Source organism: Flavobacterium sp., from assembly GCF_043722275.1.
GTDB lineage: Bacteria > Bacteroidota > Bacteroidia > Flavobacteriales > Flavobacteriaceae > Flavobacterium.
Genome location: NZ_JAYSPC010000079.1, coordinates 1 through 17,626, shown reverse-complemented (window position 1 = coordinate 17,626; position 17,626 = coordinate 1). Strand labels below are relative to the sequence as shown.

General features: G+C 33.6%; 18 protein-coding genes. 14 read left to right on the top strand and 4 right to left on the bottom strand.

The window, feature by feature from the left end; translation table 11 throughout:
* The first annotated feature begins 27 nt into the window (after positions 1–27).
* The 14 genes from ACHZDT_RS10560 (at position 28) to moaA (ending at position 13,314) form a co-directional block, all read left to right on the top strand.
* Positions 28–1,080 (top strand): MFS transporter, encoded by a 1,053-nt coding sequence (locus ACHZDT_RS10560; RefSeq protein WP_394774594.1) that lies wholly within the window; start codon positions 28–30, stop codon positions 1,078–1,080.
* 483 nt (positions 1,081–1,563) lie between these two features.
* Complete coding sequence (locus ACHZDT_RS10555) at positions 1,564–3,780, top strand: molybdopterin oxidoreductase family protein (RefSeq protein WP_394774593.1); 2,217 nt, start codon at positions 1,564–1,566, stop codon at positions 3,778–3,780.
* A 19-nt stretch (positions 3,781–3,799) separates the two neighbouring features.
* Positions 3,800–4,369, top strand: coding sequence for a 4Fe-4S dicluster domain-containing protein (locus tag ACHZDT_RS10550; RefSeq protein ID WP_394774592.1), 570 nt, complete (start codon positions 3,800–3,802; stop codon positions 4,367–4,369).
* A 10-nt stretch (positions 4,370–4,379) separates the two neighbouring features.
* Complete coding sequence (locus tag ACHZDT_RS10545; RefSeq protein WP_394774591.1) at positions 4,380–4,892, top strand: ubiquinol-cytochrome c reductase iron-sulfur subunit; 513 nt, start codon at positions 4,380–4,382, stop codon at positions 4,890–4,892.
* Positions 4,893–4,914: 22 nt separating this feature from the next.
* A complete protein-coding gene (locus ACHZDT_RS10540) occupies positions 4,915–5,163 on the top strand; it encodes a DUF6755 family protein (RefSeq protein WP_394774590.1) in 249 nt (82 codons plus the stop codon).
* Between the two features lie 171 nt (positions 5,164–5,334).
* Entirely contained in the window at positions 5,335–6,507 is a 1,173-nt protein-coding gene (gene glp, locus ACHZDT_RS10535) for a gephyrin-like molybdotransferase Glp (RefSeq protein ID WP_394774589.1), read from the top strand.
* Between the two features lie 321 nt (positions 6,508–6,828).
* Positions 6,829–7,575 (top strand): sulfite exporter TauE/SafE family protein, encoded by a 747-nt coding sequence (locus ACHZDT_RS10530; RefSeq protein WP_394774588.1) that lies wholly within the window; start codon positions 6,829–6,831, stop codon positions 7,573–7,575.
* A 432-nt stretch (positions 7,576–8,007) separates the two neighbouring features.
* Positions 8,008–8,580, top strand: a complete 573-nt coding sequence (locus ACHZDT_RS10525; protein WP_394774587.1) for a molybdenum cofactor guanylyltransferase — start codon at positions 8,008–8,010, stop codon at positions 8,578–8,580.
* 5 nt (positions 8,581–8,585) lie between these two features.
* The gene (gene cobA / locus ACHZDT_RS10520) at positions 8,586–9,377 is read left to right on the top strand and encodes a uroporphyrinogen-III C-methyltransferase (RefSeq protein ID WP_394774586.1); all 792 of its coding nucleotides are present in this window, start codon (positions 8,586–8,588) and stop codon (positions 9,375–9,377) included.
* Positions 9,377–9,613 (top strand): MoaD/ThiS family protein, encoded by a 237-nt coding sequence (locus ACHZDT_RS10515; RefSeq protein ID WP_394774585.1) that lies wholly within the window; start codon positions 9,377–9,379, stop codon positions 9,611–9,613. The genes cobA and ACHZDT_RS10515 overlap by 1 nt, the downstream gene beginning before the upstream one ends.
* Positions 9,614–9,623: 10 nt before the next feature.
* Complete coding sequence (moeB, locus tag ACHZDT_RS10510; protein ID WP_394774584.1) at positions 9,624–10,703, top strand: molybdopterin-synthase adenylyltransferase MoeB; 1,080 nt, start codon at positions 9,624–9,626, stop codon at positions 10,701–10,703.
* Between the two features lie 269 nt (positions 10,704–10,972).
* Complete coding sequence (locus tag ACHZDT_RS10505) at positions 10,973–11,404, top strand: molybdenum cofactor biosynthesis protein MoaE (protein WP_394774583.1); 432 nt, start codon at positions 10,973–10,975, stop codon at positions 11,402–11,404.
* Position 11,405: 1 nt separating this feature from the next.
* A complete protein-coding gene (gene moaCB, locus ACHZDT_RS10500; RefSeq protein WP_394774582.1) occupies positions 11,406–12,320 on the top strand; it encodes a bifunctional molybdenum cofactor biosynthesis protein MoaC/MoaB in 915 nt (304 codons plus the stop codon).
* A complete protein-coding gene (gene moaA, locus ACHZDT_RS10495) occupies positions 12,307–13,314 on the top strand; it encodes a GTP 3',8-cyclase MoaA (RefSeq protein ID WP_394774581.1) in 1,008 nt (335 codons plus the stop codon). Before moaCB ends, moaA begins: the two co-directional genes overlap by 14 nt.
* 206 nt (positions 13,315–13,520) lie before the next feature.
* Here moaA and ACHZDT_RS10490 read toward each other — a convergent pair whose 3' ends face one another.
* The 4 genes from ACHZDT_RS10490 to ACHZDT_RS10475 form a co-directional block, all read right to left on the bottom strand.
* Positions 13,521–14,150 (bottom strand): hypothetical protein, encoded by a 630-nt coding sequence (locus ACHZDT_RS10490; RefSeq protein WP_394774580.1) that lies wholly within the window; start codon positions 14,148–14,150, stop codon positions 13,521–13,523.
* A 385-nt stretch (positions 14,151–14,535) separates the two neighbouring features.
* Positions 14,536–15,159: a class I SAM-dependent methyltransferase gene (locus tag ACHZDT_RS10485; protein ID WP_394774579.1), complete on the bottom strand. Its 624-nt coding sequence runs from the start codon at positions 15,157–15,159 to the stop codon at positions 14,536–14,538.
* A gap of 158 nt (positions 15,160–15,317) precedes the next feature.
* Positions 15,318–16,583 carry an alginate export family protein gene (locus ACHZDT_RS10480; protein ID WP_394774578.1) on the bottom strand — a complete coding sequence of 422 codons (1,266 nt, stop codon included), beginning with the start codon at positions 16,581–16,583 and terminating at the stop codon, positions 15,318–15,320.
* Between the two features lie 290 nt (positions 16,584–16,873).
* On the bottom strand, positions 16,874–17,533 hold the full coding sequence (locus ACHZDT_RS10475) for a response regulator (protein ID WP_394774577.1): 660 nt from the start codon (positions 17,531–17,533) through the stop codon (positions 16,874–16,876).
* Positions 17,534–17,626 lie beyond the last annotated feature (93 nt).

Genomic DNA, 17,626 nt, shown 5'->3' with positions numbered 1-17,626 from the left:
GAGTAATCATTAAAATAAAAATTAAGGATGAAAAATAAAACGTTTAATACCAAAGCTTTACTTGTTGCAACTCTTGTATCTGTACTAACTATAGTATTAGTTTTTTACGGATCAAGACAATTACAAAATTTTGATGCCGCATTAGTCACCTATTTATTCGGAACCATATTTGCTTTTTTCGGAATCGTTTATAGGTATTCAGTTTGGTTACAGCGTCCGCCAACGTGGATGTATTTCAAACGAAGCCTGAAATTTCTGTTTACTGGAAAAATATTTTCTCATATGTGGTTTTTAGGAAAAGAATCCGTAGAAAATATCGTAGTTCAAAAATTCATATATCCCAGAAGTAAATACCGTTGGGCAGCGCATTTTTGTATTGCAATAGGATGTTTGTCTGCATTTGCAATAACGATTCCGCTCACATTTGGATGGATACATTTTACGCTGGCACCCAATTCCATATCAATTTATGAAGCTCATTTTTTTGGATTCAAAATGATGGATTTTCAGATAGGATCTGTATTGGCATTTTTGATTTTTCACGCTTTAAACTGGTCTTCATGGCTGGTAATTTTCGGATCTGTTTATTATTTACGAAGACGATTGACAAATCCCGGTTTAATTGCAACCCAAACTTTCGAAGGAGATTTATTGCCGCTTATCTTATTAATTGCAATATCGGTTACAGGATTGTGCCTCACTTATTCATATCAGTTTATGAAAGGATTTGCATATGATTTTCTCGCTGTAATTCACGCCGTTACGGTGATAATGTTTTTAATATGGATTCCGTTTGGGAAATTCTTCCACATCATTCAACGTCCGGCACAAATTGGAGCACACATTTATAAAAAAGAAGGTATCAAAATGGGAATGGCGATTTGTCCGCATACCGGAGAAGAATTTGCAACCCAACTTCATATTAATGATTTAAAAATCGTAACCAAACAATTAGGTTTTGATTTTACTCATGAAGATGGATCTTCACACCTTGATTTAAGCCCCGAAGGAAAAAGATCCCGTTTAGCAAAAGCACATTTAAAAGCAAGACTTGAGAATGGCGGGAATTTATTTGGATAGAAAAATAAAGGGTTTCAGGTTTTCTTGGTTTCAGGTTTCACCCGGTTTGTCATTTCGAGGAACGAGAAATCACATCCAGAGAGCAACGAACTGTAAATCCGTAATGTGATTTCTCGTTCCTCGAAATGACAAAATAAACGTAAATATTCTTACAAAAATGATTGACCTAGCCCCGATAGAAGTGGAAATCCTTTTGTGGCGGTCCCGAGGCTTCGGGAGTCCACAAAAGATTGAAACGGATAGCGGGATTAGCTCCTAAAAAAAGATTTGGTTTTATCATAATTCGAAATGAAAAACTTTGTCCTGATAAGAAAAAAGTTTAAAAAACTGTTCTAAATCTTTGCCCAAAGCTTTGTGAACTTGGCTAAAATATTAATTAAAAAATCTCTGCGAAACTTTGCGAAAAACCTTTGCAAACTTTGCGGTTAGATCAACACAATCCAACAACCTGAAACAAAGAAAACCTGAAACAAAAAAAGAAATATGGCAAAATTACCCGTATCAACAGAAAAGATTATTGAAGATTTTGGACCGCATTTAAACTATGCACCAAAAGATGGTTACGCTGGTAGAGATGAACCGGACGAAATTGTAAAAACGCATTGTTGTTTTTGCGGAATGCAATGTGGAATTCAATTATTGGTTAAAGAAAATAAAGTAGTAGGCTTTGAACCCTGGATGGAATTTCCTTTTAATGAAGGGCGTTTGTGTCCAAAAGGAGTTCAGCGTTATTTACAAAATAATCATCCGGATCGTATTTTAAGTCCTTTAAAAAGAGTAGAAGGAAAAGGCTTTGAGAAAACTTCGTGGGATGAAGCTATGGATAAAACCGTATTTGAAATTAAAAGAATTCAGGAAAAATATGGCAAACATGCATTTTCAATGTTATCAGGAGTTTCGTTAACCAATGAAAAAAGTTATTTGGTTGGAAAATTTGCCCGGGTTGCATTAAAAACAAGAAATCTGGATTATAACGGAAGACTTTGTATGGTAAGTGCCGGAGCCGGAAATAAAAAAGCTTTTGGATTAGATCGTGCTTCAAACAATTATTCAGATTTAGAATATGCTGAGGTAATTATCGTAGCCGGAGCCAATATCAGTGAAACTTTTCCAACATTAACACATTGGATCTGGAAAGCCAGAGATCGCGGAGCTAAATTAATAGTGATCGATCCAAGAATGATTCCTTTAGCGAGAACCGCTGATGTTCATTTAGATGTAAAACCGGGAACCGATTCAGCTTTGTATGGCGCGATGCTAAAATATTTAGTCGATCACGATATGCTCGATCATGATTTTATTGACAATTATACATCAGGTTTTCAGGAAACAATAGATGCCGTAAAAGATTATACTTTGGAATGGGCAGAAGAAATTACCGGAATTGATAAATATAAAATCCAGGAAGCCGCTGAATTATGGGGCAAAGCCAAAACAAGTTTCCTGCTTCATGCACGCGGAATCGAACATCATTCAAAAGGCGTTGATAATGTTGTAGGTTGTATCAATTTGGTTTTGGCAACAGGACGAATTGGCCGACCTTATTGTGGTTACGGTACCATCACCGGACAAGGAAATGGGCAAGGAGGAAGAGAACACGGTCATAAATGCGATCAATTACCAGGGAATAGAGATATTGAAAATCCGGAACATCGAAAGTATATATCTGAAGTTTGGGGAATTGATGAAAAAGATATGCCCGGAAAAGGATTAACGGCTTATGAAATTATTGAAGCCATTCATAGTGGTGAAATCAAGGGATTAATTTCGATTTGTTTTAATCCGCTCGTTTCGTTACCCAATAATAATTACGTAAGATCTGCCCTTGAAAAATTAGAATTTTATGTTTGTATCGATTTCTTTTTGAATGAAACTGCCCGTCACGCGGATATTATTCTTGCAGGATCATTACAAGAAGAAGAGGAAGGAACAACAACTTCGGCAGAAGGACGCGTTATAAGAATCCGTCAGGCTGTAACTCCTCCGGGCGATGCCAGAACTGATACATCGATATTTTTAGAATTAGCTAAAAGATTGGGTGAAGAAGATAAATTTACCTATGAAAATAGCGAAGCCATATTTAATGAATTGCGTGTTGCCTCTAAAGGCGGAACGGCAGATTATTTTGGAATATCATATAAAAAAGTAGAAGATAATATGGGTGTTTTCTGGCCTTGTCCTACAGACGATCATCCGGGAACGCCAAGATTATGGGAAGATAAAGTATTTGCGACTCCTGATAAAAAAGCTCATTTCAATCCTGCGCCTTATAGATTACCCGGCGAAGTTACAGATGACGAATATCCTATTACGCTTACAACAGGACGAGTAGTTTCTCAATATTTAAGCGGAACACAAACACGCCGAATAGGAAAATTAGTAGATCAGTTTCCTGAACCAATGTTGGAAATTCATCCTGAACTGGCTGCAAAATACGGCATTAAACAACGTGAATTAGTGAGAGTTGCAACCCGAAGAGGCGAAGGAATTTTTCCGGCAAATATCGTTGAAACCATTAGAAAAGATACGGTTTTTATACCCTATCATTGGCCTGGAGCAAAATCAGCCAATCAATTGACATCGGGAACTTTAGATCCTGTTTCAAAAATACCTGAATTTAAAGTATGTGCCTGTTTGTTAGATCCACAAGGAGTAATTGCTCCGCCATCGACAGAATCTCAAGCGTATGCAAGTGTTTAATCTATAAAAAAATGACACGATGAATTTAACTAATTTCAATAAAAACGAAGAGTTTTTTGTAGATCTGCAACGTTGCATTGGCTGTAAAGCCTGTGAAATGGCTTGCGCCGAATGTGAAACAAACGGTCAGGAATCGCTAATAAGCGTGAATTATGTAGAACGTTCTTCAACGATTCAAACAACCGTACAAGTTTGTATGCATTGTGAAGATCCGGTTTGTGCGAATGTTTGTCCTGCCGATGCGATTTCGCAGGATGAATTTGGGATTGTTCATACCGCAAATACCGAAAGATGTATTGGCTGTTCTAATTGTGTAATGGCTTGTCCGTTTGGAGTTCCTAAAAAAATGGAAGAATACGATTTGATGATGAAATGTACCATGTGTTATGACAGAACAAGCGTAGGCAAAAAACCAATGTGTGCAACAGTTTGCCCAAGTGGTGCTTTGTTTTACGGAACAAGAGCTGAAATCGAAGAAATGAGACCCAATAGTTCCCCAATCAATACGTTCATTTTTGGTAAAGAAACAGTAAATACCAAAGTGAATATTATGATGCCAAAAGGAAGTACTGAATTAAGAATATATTAAATCTATATCCATGTCAAAAGAAGATAATTTAAATGAAAACTGGAAAAAAGATTTCCCAATAAAAAAACAGGAATCCACACAGGTTAGCCGCAGGGATTTTGCCAAGTTCCTGACTTTTGTTTCCGGCGGATTAATGGTAGGCAGCGGATTTGTTGCCGCCAAAGCTTATTTATTACCAAAAGAAGGTGTACAAGGCGAACATTTTGTTTGTAATAAAAACGATGTTCCGGTAGGAGGAACAAGAGGATTTGTAATTGAAGGAAGCACAATTCCGTATATATTAATTCATCTTGAAAGTGGCGATTTCAGAGCTTATGAGCAAAAATGCACCCATCTTTCCTGTTCAGTATTTTACAAACCCGGAACCGGAATTATTCATTGTCCGTGTCATGAAGGTTCATTTGACGCTCTGACCGGAGATGTAATTGCGGGACCGCCACCAAGAGCTTTACCACAATTAGAAGTATTTTTTAAAGACAATGACGTTTACGTAAAAGCACTCGTAGAAAACAAAAACAGTTAGTTAGAATCTTAAATTAATCAATATGAGTACTTTTAGAAGAAGTCAGAATCGGGTTAACCCAAATAAACTAAACAATATACTTTCGACACTTATTTTTATTTTAATATTGAATGTGAGTATTCAAATATGGTTATTATATGCTTCATTAAATAATGCATTAGATAATAATAAAGAGATATTATTGCCCGCATTTATTGCTTCTGCGGTTTTGTTTTTCATTGGATTTTCGTGGTTGTATTATTTACCATCGGGAAATTTTAAAAGAAAATAATTGTTTAATCTTTATAAATCAAAATTCAAAAGCTATTTATCGTTTTTTCTGGAAGTATATGAAGAATTAAACCTAAATTTATATTCTTTAAAATTTTTAGAATATTAACGATTAAAACTAAGTAAAAGTACCTGTTTTGTAATAAGTATTTTGCTTAATAAAATTGCAACCATGATCCAAGTCGAAGAAGCCTTATTGATTATTGCAGAGAATAGCACTAAGATGCCGGTTCAGAAAATCCAAGTGAATAAATCGCTGGGATATATTCTGGCAGAAACAGTTTATTCGCCAATTGCAATGCCGCCATTTCGTCAATCGGCGATGGATGGTTATGCTTTTATTCACAGCGAAAAACACCAATATGATATAGTAGGGATTTCACAGGCCGGAGATCATTCAAAAATCAAGCTGAAGGAAAACGAAGCAGTTCGGATTTTTACAGGCGCTTTTGTTCCGCATAATGCTGATACTGTGGTAATGCAGGAACATGTAATGGCTACAGAAAATTCGATTTTGATTACCAGAATGCCGGAACAAAATGAAAATGTTCGCAGTAAAGGAGAACAAATTGGTAAAGAAGAAGTTGTTTTTAAAGCCAATACATTGATTACGCCAGCGGCAATTGGTTTTTTGGCTTGTTTAGGAATCACCGAAATTTCAGTTTATAAAAAGCCTAAAGTTGCCATTTTAGTAACCGGAAATGAATTAGTAGAATCAGGCGAAAAATTACCAAAAGGAAAAATTTACGAAAGTAATTCGGTAATGTTACACGCTGCGCTTCAAAATGTTGGCATAAAAAAAGCAAAAGTTTATAAAGTAAAAGATAGTCTTAAAGCGACTAAAAAAGCTTTAAAGGTAATTTTAAAGAAATATGATATTGTTTTAATTTCAGGCGGAATTTCTGTTGGAGATTATGATTTTGTAAAAGAAGCTTTAGGTCAAAATGAAGTAACAGAACTTTTTTATAAACTCAACCAAAGACCCGGAAAACCGATGTTTTTTGGATCTAAAAATGAAACTTTAGTTTTTGCTTTGCCGGGAAATCCTGCCTCGTCCTTAACTAATTTTTATATTTATGTTTATCCCGCAATTAAAAACAGAATGGGATTTTCAGACATTCATTTAAGGAAATTGCTTCGAAAACTAAATGATAATATTACAAACACAACCGGAAAAACATTATTTTTAAAAGCCTTGTACGACGAAACCCACGTTACGGTTTTAGACGGGCAAAGTTCAGCAATGTTAAATACTTTTGCAATTGCCAATTGTTTACTAGTTGTACCACATAATGTTGAGTCGATTAATATAGGAGAATTGGTAACGTTATTGCCGATAGATTAGATTTTAAATTTTTAGAAAACAGAATAAAGAGTATAGAAAAAAGATTTTTAAACATAAAGTACAAAATGCGGTGTGTAAAATTAAACATACAGCATAAAACCTGAAACTTGAAACAAAGAAAACCTGAAACAAAATAATGTAAAAGAAAATACGCTTAGTCTGTCATTCCAACGAAAGAGGAATCTTCACAAGATACTCTACAAAGATTGGCGATTTTATATGCGGAGTTACTTGCGGAGATTCTTCGTTCCTCAGAATGACAAAGATTCGTTGAACTTGAAACAAAGAAAACCTGAAACAAAAAAAACAATTTTAAAACTTATGAATTTATTGAGTTCCGAAAATATTGTACTCTTTAGCTTTGCCTTAATCGTGATTGCTTTTTTATATTCTAGTGTTGGACATGGCGGTGCATCGGGATATTTGGCATTGATGACGATTTTTGCTTTTCCGGTGGCGATTATGAAACCTTCGGCTTTGTTGTTGAATTTATTTGTTTCGAGTATTTCGTTTTTCTTTTATTACAGAATGAATTATTTCAAACCAAAACTCTTTTATCCATTTGCAATTGCCTCAGTTCCGGCAGCATTTATTGGAGGTTTTGTGACATTAGACAGTACAATTTATAAAATTATTTTAGGGATTGTGTTGGTTTTTGCAGCATTGCGATTATTCGGAATATTTAATTTTAAAGAAAAAGAAACAGTTGAAATAAAATTGCCTTTTGCATTAGCAATAGGATTTGCAATAGGTTTATTGTCAGGAATGTTGGGTATTGGCGGCGGAATTATTTTAAGTCCGATATTATTATTTTTAGGATGGGCAACAGTAAAAGAATCAGCGGCGATTTCGAGTTTATTTATTTTCGTGAATTCATTTGCCGGAATGTTAGGATTCTTTTTAGGAGGAAAAACGATCCCGATGGAAAGTTTTTATTTGGTTCCGATTGCAGTTATCGGTGGAGTTTTAGGAGGATTCTACGGAAGTGGATATTTCTCTAACAGAACATTAAAAATGGTTTTAGGAGTTGTGATTTTAATGGCAAGTATAAAATTGATTTTTCCATAAGTGTGAAATTTATTGAATTATTTTTTGCCACAGATTTCACAGATTAGCATGATTAATCTTTTTAATCCTTTAATCTGTGGCAAAAGAAATAAAGTTGGGAAGTTATTTTTTACGCAGATTTTGCAGATATAGCTTTGCGAACTTAGCTGCTAAATTTCAGCCTTTAATCAGCAGAAAACTTGGCGAACTTTGCGTAAATCTTTTGTGAACTTTGCGATAAAATTTTTTGAAACAGATTTTAAAGAAGAAATAAAGAGGGTGTAGTTATTTTTCTCGCAGATTTTGCAGATTAAGCAGATACAGCTTTGTGAACTTTGTTGCTAAATTATTAGCTACGATCAATACAAAACTTTGCGAAACTCTGTGAAAAACCTTTGTGAACTCTGCGGTAAATTTTAGCCAAAGAAAAATGTAATTATAAATAGTTCAATCATGGAAACACTAACCGTATTTATTCTTTGTGGAGGAAAAAGTTCTCGAATGCAATCAGAGAAAGGATTAGTATTGTTTCAGGGAAAACCATTTATTGAACATATAATAAAGGCAATTTTACCCATTACATCCGTAATAAAATTAATTACAAATAATAAAGAATACGATTATCTGAGTTATCAAAAAATACCGGATATCATAACAGACAAAGGTCCGTTAGGTGGAATTTACACGGCTTTGACAAATTCTGAAACCGAATTTAATTTAATTTTAAGTTGTGATATTCCGCTAATTTCAACCGAATTATTATCTGAATTAATTTCAAAACATAATAAAGAAGCTGAAATTACTGTTTTTGCTTCTGAAAGCAGAATGCATCCTTTAATTGGAATTTATTCTAAAAAAGTATTACCCGTTATCAAAAGCGCAATTGATAATGACGATTTAAAAATGATGAATTTAATAGCGAAGATTCCGCATCAAATCATCACGATTGACGAAAGTGAAAACTTTCATTTGACCAATATTAATTCGGTTGACGAATTAAATGACCTGAATATCAATTTAAGTTAAATGCCATGCGAGATTTAAAAACACAAAAACTAACAATTGTAGGCGCAGGTCCCGGCGATATTGAATTGATTACGCTAAAAGCTATAAAAGCATTAGAAAACGCTGATGTGGTGTTATATGACGCTTTGGTGAACGAAGAGTTATTGCAATATGCGAAAAAAGCAGAAATTGTTTTTGTAGGCAAACGTTTAGGCTGTCACGCGTACACACAAGATCAGATTAATGAATTAATCGTTTCAATGGCAAAACGTTACGGGCATGTGGTGCGTTTAAAAGGCGGTGATCCGTTTATTTTTGGACGAGGAAGCGAAGAAATTGAATATGTAGAAAGATTTGGAATTGCAACGGAAATTGTTCCCGGAATTTCATCTGCTTTAGGCGTTCCGGCTTCGGTTGGGATTAGTTTGACACAAAGACAAATTGCCGATAGTTTTTGGGTTATTACAGGAACAACCTCGAATCATGAATTATCAAAAGATGTTAATTTAGCCTCAAAATCGAATGCAACGGTTGTTATTTTGATGGGAATGCATAAATTAGAGGAAATCATTTCGATTTATCAGCAAAATAGAACAGATGATTTACCAATCGCAATTATCCAAAACGGAACAAAAAATACAGAGAAAAAAGTTGTTGGAACAATAAGTACGATTAGTAAATTAGTATTAGAAAATAAAATTTCGTCACCGGCAATTATTGTGATTGGTGAAGTCGTTAAAAATACTTCGAGGCTGACTTCTTATTTTCAGGAACATTTTGATAATGAGTTTATTTTTCAGAATTTAAATTTAGAATAATGATTGAAATTAAATATTTTGGAGCTGTTGCCGAAAAGACAAAATGCGAGTTCGAAAAAGTATCTTTTTCTGAAATATCGCTGCAGGAATTATTGCAGGATTTAGAAAATAAATACCAATTTGAATCATTATCTTTTAGCGTTGCAGTCAACCAGAAAATAGTGCCAAAAGCGACCAGTTACACTGTAAAAACAAGTGATATTGTAGCGCTGTTACCGCCTTTTGCAGGAGGATAAAATTAGTTTTATGAATACGAAAGATCGCTATAATAGGCAAATTATACTTCCTGAAATAGGAGATTCAGGTCAGGAGAAATTATCAAAAGCTAAAGTTCTGGTTATTGGAGCCGGAGGTTTGGGCGCTTCGATATTGCCTTATTTAGTGGCGGCTGGTGTAGGTGAAATAGGGGTTGTTGATGATGATGTTATCGAAATTTCAAATTTACATCGTCAGGTGATTTATAAAAGTTCGGCTGTTGGAAAATACAAAGCTGACGAAGCTAAATTGATGCTCGCTGAATTGAATCCAACGATAAAAGTAAATGCAATTGCTGAGAAATTATTTGGAAATAATGCCATTGCGCTATTTGAAAAGTATGATATTATTGTGGATGCAACGGATAATATTGCCATAAAATATCTTATAAATGATGCCTGTATTGTAACAAATAAACCAATGGTTTACGGTTCTGTTTTTAGGTTTCAGGGTCAGGTTTCGGTTTTTAATTATCAAAACGGACCAACTTACAGATGTTTATATCCGGATGAAAATACACAATCTACCAATTGTGAAGATGCTGGAGTAATTGGAATTACAGTTGGAATTATCGGAATGTTACAAGCCAATGAAGTCATTAAAATGATTCTTGAAATAGGAGAGGTTTTAAACGGTAAAATTCTGGTTTATAATATTTTGAATAACGAACAGCAAAAGTATGATTTTGAAAAAAATACAAATGTTTTAATCAATAAACAGATTTTTGACGAAAATTATAATGTTATTGAAAATCAGGTTGAAGAAATTTCGGTTAAAGAAATTTTAGATAAAATAAATAATGATGAGGTTCTTTTTATAGATGTGAGAAATGAAGATGAAATCCCGAGAATTAATTTCAAAAATGGAGTTCAGATTCCGCTTATGAATTTAAGAAGTGAAATGAGAAAACTGAATCCCAATCAAACTATTTATGTTTTCTGTCAATCCGGAATCAGAAGTAAAATTGCAGTTGAATTGTTGCAGAAACATCAGTTTAAAAATATAAAAAGTATTGCCGGAGGAGCTTTGGCATTGAATAAATTATTAAAAGAAGAAAAAATAAAAGTATAGATTGTTCAGTGTTTTTGTCATTTCGAGGAACGAGAAATCACACTAGAAACTTACAGACAGTACGTCGCTCTCCGGATGTGATTTCTCGTTCCTCGAAATGACAAAGCTTACACTGACAAACGCATATTAGGTTAATTAATTTGTGAAAATTGTGAAATTTGTGGTGAAAAAAAAATCACAACAAATAAAAACCCGTTAAAATCAGCGTAAATCTGTGGGCAAACTTGCAATCTATGATTTATAAATCTGCGGAAAAAACAATAAACAAAATGAGTAAAAATGTATTTGTAGAAGGACCAATTGCTCCTGAATTTATAGCGGAGTCGATCGCAAAACATCAATCGAAACATACGATTGGTGCACATAATATTTTTCTGGGTCAGGTTCGTGCCGATGTGATTCATGATAATACCGTTGTAGCAATTGATTATTCAGCATATACAGATATGGCAAATGAAGCTTTGCACACAATTCGGGAAAAAGCTTTTGCTAAATTTGACTTAACCTGCATGCACATTTACCACAGTTTGGGAGTCGTAAATGCAGGAGAAATTTGTTTGTTCGTTTTTGTTTCGGCAACGCGACGCAAACAAGTTTATGAGGCGACGGAAGCCATAGTAAACTGGATAAAAACCGATGTACCAATTTTTGGTAAAGAAATATTTGAAAACGATACATTCACCTGGAAACAAAACACCTAAAATGGTTGATATTACGCATAAAATAAGCACATTAAGAGCCGCAACAGCCACAGCAATTGTCAAAGTTAGTAAACAGGAAACGATTGATGCTGTTGTGAATAATCTGGTTCCGAAAGGAAATGTGTTTGAAATGGCAAAAACTGCCGGATTATTTGCGGTGAAAAACACCCATTTATCGATTCCGGATTGTCATCCTATTCCAATTGAATTTACATCGGTAGAATATAAAATTGAAGGTTTAAATATTGAGATTATTTTCAATGTAAAAACCGTTTACAAAACCGGAGTTGAGGTTGAGGCAATGCACGGCGCATCAATTGTAGCATTGACAATGTACGACATGCTGAAACCAATTGATAAGGAAATTGAAATTTCGACAATCAAATTAATCAATAAAGAAGGCGGAAAATCATCTTTCAAAAATAAATTTCCTAACACAATAAAAGCAGCAGTTTTTGTTTGTTCCGATTCGATTTTTGCAGGCGATAAAGAAGATCGCTCCGGAAAAATTATAGTAGAAAAATTAACTTCGTACGGAGTTGAAACGGCTCATTATGAAATTATTCCTGATGAAATTGATATTATTCAGGAAAAAACTAAGGCTTTCGCCAAAGAACATCAGCTGGTAATTTTTACCGGAGGAACAGGATTGTCGCCAAGAGATGTAACGCCCGAAGCTTTATCACCATTATTAGAAAGCAGAATACCGGGAATTGAAGAAGCGATTCGCGATTACGGTCAGCAACGAATGCCGTATGCGATGTTATCCAGAACGGTTGCAGGAACATTAGGAAAGAGTTTGGTTTTGGCTTTGCCGGGCTCAACCAACGGAGCAAGAGAATCTATGGATGCTGTTTTTCCGCATGTTTTGCACGTTTTTCATATTTTAAAAGGAAAAAATCATGATACCCTCTAAAACCATTTTAACGGATGATTTTGGACGAAAACACAATTATTTGCGTATTTCGTTGCTGGAGAAATGCAATTTGCGTTGTACATATTGCATGCCTGCTGACGGAATCACATTATCTCCAAAAGCGAGTTTAATGACGGCCGAAGAGATTTTTTTAATTGCTCAAACTTTCGTAGAAAATGGTGTTGATAAAATTAGATTAACAGGTGGTGAACCTCTTTTAAGAAAAGATTTTCCTGAGATTGCATCAAAATTAGGAACTTTAGGAATTTCTCTTTCAATTACTACAAATGGTATTTTGATTGATCGCCATATTGATGTTTTAAAACAAAACAAAATCAATAAAATCAATTTAAGTTTAGATACTTTGATTGCTTCTAAATTTCAGTCTATAACACTGAGAAATCAATTTGAGAAAGTAATTGATAATCTGCATTTGCTTTTAAACCATGATTTTAAAGTTAAAGTGAACGTAGTTTTAATGAAAGGTTTTAATGAAAATGAAATTATAGATTTTGTTAAATTGACTCAGTTTTTGCCCATTTCGGTTCGGTTTATTGAGTTTATGCCTTTTGCAGGAAACGAGTGGGACAGAAGTAAAATGGTTTCTCAAAATGAAATTTTATCAGAGGTTGAAAAAGCTTTTTCATCTGAAGAAATTCAAAAACTGGAAGACGAAAAAAACTTTACTGCGAGAACTTATAAAATAAAAGATTTTCAGGGAGATTTTGGAATAATTAGTTCAATTACAAATCCGTTTTGCGATGGCTGTAACCGAATTAGATTAACTGCGAATGGAAAAATTAAAAATTGTCTTTTTTCTAATTCTGAAACTGATTTGCTAACTTCTTTAAGAAATGGCGAATCAATTACCAATTTGATTTCTGAATCTATTAAAAATAAAAAGAAAGTCAGAGCAGGAATGGTTACTATCGAGGAAATGGATGATCCGTTATTGCATTTTGATAATCGTAGTATGATTGCAATTGGAGGATAATCCTTTGACTTCGCCCAGGATGACAATCCAATCTTGTCATTTCGACGCAGGAGAAATCACACTAGAAACTCCGTATAGAAATTCGCCAATCTTTGTCGAGTTTCTTGATGAGATTCCTCCTTCCTCGGAATGACAAACTTTATGAATAATAATATTCTAAAACAAAAAAAAGGTTCAACTTACTAAGTCAAACCTTCTTTCATTTATTATTTCTTCTTTTTCGCTTTTGCCTTTTTTTGAGACTTAGCTTTCTTTTTTGCTATTTTTTTCGCTTTCGCTTTATCCTTAGCTTTTTTTGCTTTTTCTTTTTTCTTAGAGGCAGCTTTTTGTTTTGCTTTTTTGGCTTTCTCTTTCTTTTTATCCTTTTTAGCCTGATCTTTTTTCTTAGCTAATTTCTTTTTCTCTTTTTCCTTGTCTTTGTCTTTCACTTTTTTCTTCTTTTTATCTTTTGATTTATCCTTATTATTTGTTTCTGGTGATTCAGGCGTATTCTTGGCTTTATTTTTCGAACTGCTTTCTTTTTTCGGTTCTCCTATAATTACTTTTGGAGTCGATATTTCTTCTGTTTTTTCGATAGCAGCCGGATTTACTTTTCTCGCCGGAGCAGTTTTGGATCTATTTGCAGGAGTAATGGCAGCACTTTTTACTGTAGTTGCAGTTGGAGTTTTTGTTGTTGACTTTGACGTTGTTGCAGTTGTAGGTTTAACTGGAGCTTTACGAACAGGGTTTTTTTCAGAAGCTGTATTTACTTCCTTTTTATGTTCTGTAGGCGACTGAATATTTTCAGGTGTTATTGAATCGGTTTTTGGGGTAATTTCTTCCTTGTTGTTTTCCATAATAATGTGCTTTTTGATGATGGTTTCATTAACAATGTAACTAAATTGTTAATTGACAGTTAAGTAAAGATAACCATTAAACAAATTCGCCAATGTTAAGCTTTTCAGGATAATTAAAAGCTAATCTGTTTATTTTTAATTGATTAAGTTTTTTGTGAATTTTAAAAACTAAAATCTCTTAACAATTATGCTGGGAAATGGGAGAAAATACCTGATAAAAAATTGAAGAATATTCAATTGTTGTTTTTTCTTTTCTGAAGATTTTCAGTAGTTTTTTGGTGTATGAACTTCTGAGTTTATTTAGACAAATAGAGGACTTAATTGATTATGTAGAGACACGCAAAAAATTATCTTACGCGTCTCTACGAAACGTTTGGAAAGAAATTTATTTTTTCTTTCCCATAAATCGAATTACCGAACCTTTTCCGTTATGGAACAAACCTTCGTTCAACTCAATTTCTTTTTCTTCTAATTCGATAATCTCATAATCTGGAAAATCAGATTTGATTTCTTCAATTGAAAATAGGGATTCGATATCTTTTGGACCGCCAACTTTATCATTTATGGCAAGATATTCTAAATGTTTTTTACTGAAAGCTTCAAAAATAATAATACCGCCTTTACGTAAATAAGTTGCCAATGTTTTATGAATGTCTGCTTTAATTTCTGCCGGAAAATGGGCATAAATTAAAGCAATGGCATCAAATTGTTCCGTTTGATAATTCAGCGTTTCTAATTCTCCAACCTTATAATCAATTGAAACATTGTTGGCTTCGGCAAGTTTGATTGCTTTATTTTTTCCTTCGGCACTAATGTCAAAAGCATCAACTTTCCAGCCTGACTTTGCGGCATAAATTGCATTTCTTCCTTCGCCTTCTGCCGGAAATAAAATTGACCCGGGATTTAGTTTTTCTATTTGTTCTTTGAAATAATTGTTAGGTTCCTCGCCATAAGCAAATTCTTCTTTGCTGTAGCGATCGTCCCATCTGTCTGTCCAGGAATTGTTCATGATTTTTGTCGTAAATATATAATTATTAAGAGTAAAAAATATTCTCTTTTCTAAACCAAATATACCCAATTAAGAAACAAAAGTATTTGATGCAAATCAAAAAAAGACCCTTTTTCTTTTTTAGAAAAAGGGTAATTATAAATGTATATTAGAAAATTCTATTTCTTCCAACTGAATATTCTTGGATTTACAGAAATCATTAACCAAGCCCAATTATTAGTATGACTGGCATCACCTGTTTTTATAAATTCCATAGTTTTAGAACCAAACATTTGAGAATAACCTCCGCTAATTACAATATCTTTTTTGAAAGTATAACCAAAAGTTGCATCAATTTCAGTTCCCAAATAAGGGTCAAGTTTTTCCCCTTGAGGTAAAGGCGTAACTACATCTGCAGCAGATAAAAATACATGCGGAATCAAAGCAAATTGCCATTTGTTAACATTGTAATTCAATTTTAGGAAAGCATCTTGTAATCCTACATTATTGAGGTGATTTCCAACATAAAAATAATCCATATAACCGTTAAATCCGTGGTTGGTTCCAAAGATTGGGTTGAAAGATTTTATAACCGAACTTCCATCGTTTGTATCTTTTCCGGATAAAAACTCATAACCTAAACTAGCTTTGAATGAATCGGTTATATTGTATCCAAAGTTTATTGCAGCATCATACGCACTAACTTGCATATCTGTACTTTTTCCGGTTTGACCGTAGAAACTTAAATTAGCATCAATTTTTTTAGTTTTATAAGATAAATAAGTTCCAAAAGTTTGTTTGTAATCTACTAACAATTTTGCAGCTGGATTAGCATATTCATATCCTGTATTTAAAACTAGAAAACTAATACCTAAATCACTAACCGCGGTATGGTACCAGGCATATTGCATTGCTTTGTAAGTGTTTACCTTATATGGGGTTTGAACATTATTTTCGGCTGTTGAATTGTAGGCAATTCCCATATCAAGCTGATGATTTTTTGGATGAAAAGAAACCACTAATGCATCGTGACTTTGAGCTTGTTGCGCCCAATCCATTTCTCCCATTATACGTTGATTATCATATGAAAGCACCTGACGGCCCATTCTTGCACTCCATTTTTCGGTTAGATTATATTGTGCCCAAGCCTCAAAAACAGCAACGCCATTTTTATCAGCAGTTGCTGTAGGAGTAACATCTCCCCAGGTTCTGGTATTCTGGAAAGTTAATTTTACAGTTAATTCGTCTTGTTTGTAATTGAAGTTTAATCTTGAACGCTGTGAGATTTGTGATGTTCCTTCCTGACCTTCCAGCAAAAGTGATTTATATCCGTTTCGATATTCAAAACGCGGTCTTATTTGTAAATTCACATCTAATTCCTGTGCCTGAATGTCAAAGCTTAATACTATTACTAGCAGTACAAGAATTATTTTTAGATTTTTCATAATTGGTTTGGTTTAATAATAGGACAAATTTATAAGAAAAAGATGTCTTTCATGGTGATAATAATCATATTTATTATTTATTTCTTTTAATTCAAAAATAAATTATTGTTTATCAATTACTTCGATAAAATATGTTGTTTTATTCATGATCTTAATAATACTATTATCGACTAAAAACGTGATAAAACTTCTTAATATCCCAACTGGCACAATACATCTATAAATGTAAATGAGGTTACAAATAAAAAATTGCGTGTGATTGTAATGATAATTAAGTATTTATACGTAATTTATAATAAAGAATATTCAGCGGCTTTATTTGAAAGTTCCATCAGGTTCTTCACTTTTAATTTTTTCATTAAATTAAAACGGTGAACTTCGGCTGTGCGCTTACTAATTGCGAGGGTTTCAGCGATTTCTTTATTTCCTTTTCCTGATAATAATAGCATCAGGATTTCTTTCTCTCTTTTAGTAATCATCATTTCTTCACCTAAGTTTTGTTTTGGTTCAAATGAGTTTGAAGAGGTAGTTAACTGATTAATTAATATAGATGAAATGTCTCCGCTAAAATATTTACCGCCCGCAGCAACGGTATTTAGTGCTTTTAAGAATTCTTCTTTGCTTGAACCTTTTAATAAATAACCATCGGCTCCGGCTTTGATTGACTTCAAAACATATTCCTCAGATTCATGCATGGAGAGCATGATGATTTTTACGGTATTATTTTCGCTTCTCAGTTTTTCTACTACTTCTATACCAGTTAAGTTAGGCATACGAATATCTACTATAAGTAAATCAGGTGTGGTTATTGCAACCACTTCAAGAGCATTTGCACCATCAATAGCTTCGCCTGCAACCTCAATGTTTGCTTCATTTTCCAGTAAAGATTTAATTCCGTCTCTTACAAATACATGATCATCTGCTAAAACAACTCGGATTGTATTGCTCATAACTTACTTAATTTTAAATTTCAATATTACGTATATAAACCTAAAAGAGTGGCCAAGTTACGTAATTTCAATTTCAATAGCAAAAAATCAATT

Coding starts and splice junctions, on each gene's coding strand:
- ACHZDT_RS10560 (WP_394774594.1), top strand. CDS start 28: ATGAAAAATAAAACGTTTAATACCAAAGCTTTACTTGTTGCAACTCTT.
- ACHZDT_RS10555 (WP_394774593.1), top strand. CDS start 1,564: ATGGCAAAATTACCCGTATCAACAGAAAAGATTATTGAAGATTTTGGA.
- ACHZDT_RS10550 (WP_394774592.1), top strand. CDS start 3,800: ATGAATTTAACTAATTTCAATAAAAACGAAGAGTTTTTTGTAGATCTG.
- ACHZDT_RS10545 (WP_394774591.1), top strand. CDS start 4,380: ATGTCAAAAGAAGATAATTTAAATGAAAACTGGAAAAAAGATTTCCCA.
- ACHZDT_RS10540 (WP_394774590.1), top strand. CDS start 4,915: ATGAGTACTTTTAGAAGAAGTCAGAATCGGGTTAACCCAAATAAACTA.
- glp (WP_394774589.1), top strand. CDS start 5,335: ATGATCCAAGTCGAAGAAGCCTTATTGATTATTGCAGAGAATAGCACT.
- ACHZDT_RS10530 (WP_394774588.1), top strand. CDS start 6,829: ATGAATTTATTGAGTTCCGAAAATATTGTACTCTTTAGCTTTGCCTTA.
- ACHZDT_RS10525 (WP_394774587.1), top strand. CDS start 8,008: ATGGAAACACTAACCGTATTTATTCTTTGTGGAGGAAAAAGTTCTCGA.
- cobA (WP_394774586.1), top strand. CDS start 8,586: ATGCGAGATTTAAAAACACAAAAACTAACAATTGTAGGCGCAGGTCCC.
- ACHZDT_RS10515 (WP_394774585.1), top strand. CDS start 9,377: ATGATTGAAATTAAATATTTTGGAGCTGTTGCCGAAAAGACAAAATGC.
- moeB (WP_394774584.1), top strand. CDS start 9,624: ATGAATACGAAAGATCGCTATAATAGGCAAATTATACTTCCTGAAATA.
- ACHZDT_RS10505 (WP_394774583.1), top strand. CDS start 10,973: ATGAGTAAAAATGTATTTGTAGAAGGACCAATTGCTCCTGAATTTATA.
- moaCB (WP_394774582.1), top strand. CDS start 11,406: ATGGTTGATATTACGCATAAAATAAGCACATTAAGAGCCGCAACAGCC.
- moaA (WP_394774581.1), top strand. CDS start 12,307: ATGATACCCTCTAAAACCATTTTAACGGATGATTTTGGACGAAAACAC.
- ACHZDT_RS10490 (WP_394774580.1), bottom strand. CDS start 14,150: ATGGAAAACAACAAGGAAGAAATTACCCCAAAAACCGATTCAATAACA.
- ACHZDT_RS10485 (WP_394774579.1), bottom strand. CDS start 15,159: ATGAACAATTCCTGGACAGACAGATGGGACGATCGCTACAGCAAAGAA.
- ACHZDT_RS10480 (WP_394774578.1), bottom strand. CDS start 16,583: ATGAAAAATCTAAAAATAATTCTTGTACTGCTAGTAATAGTATTAAGC.
- ACHZDT_RS10475 (WP_394774577.1), bottom strand. CDS start 17,533: ATGAGCAATACAATCCGAGTTGTTTTAGCAGATGATCATGTATTTGTA.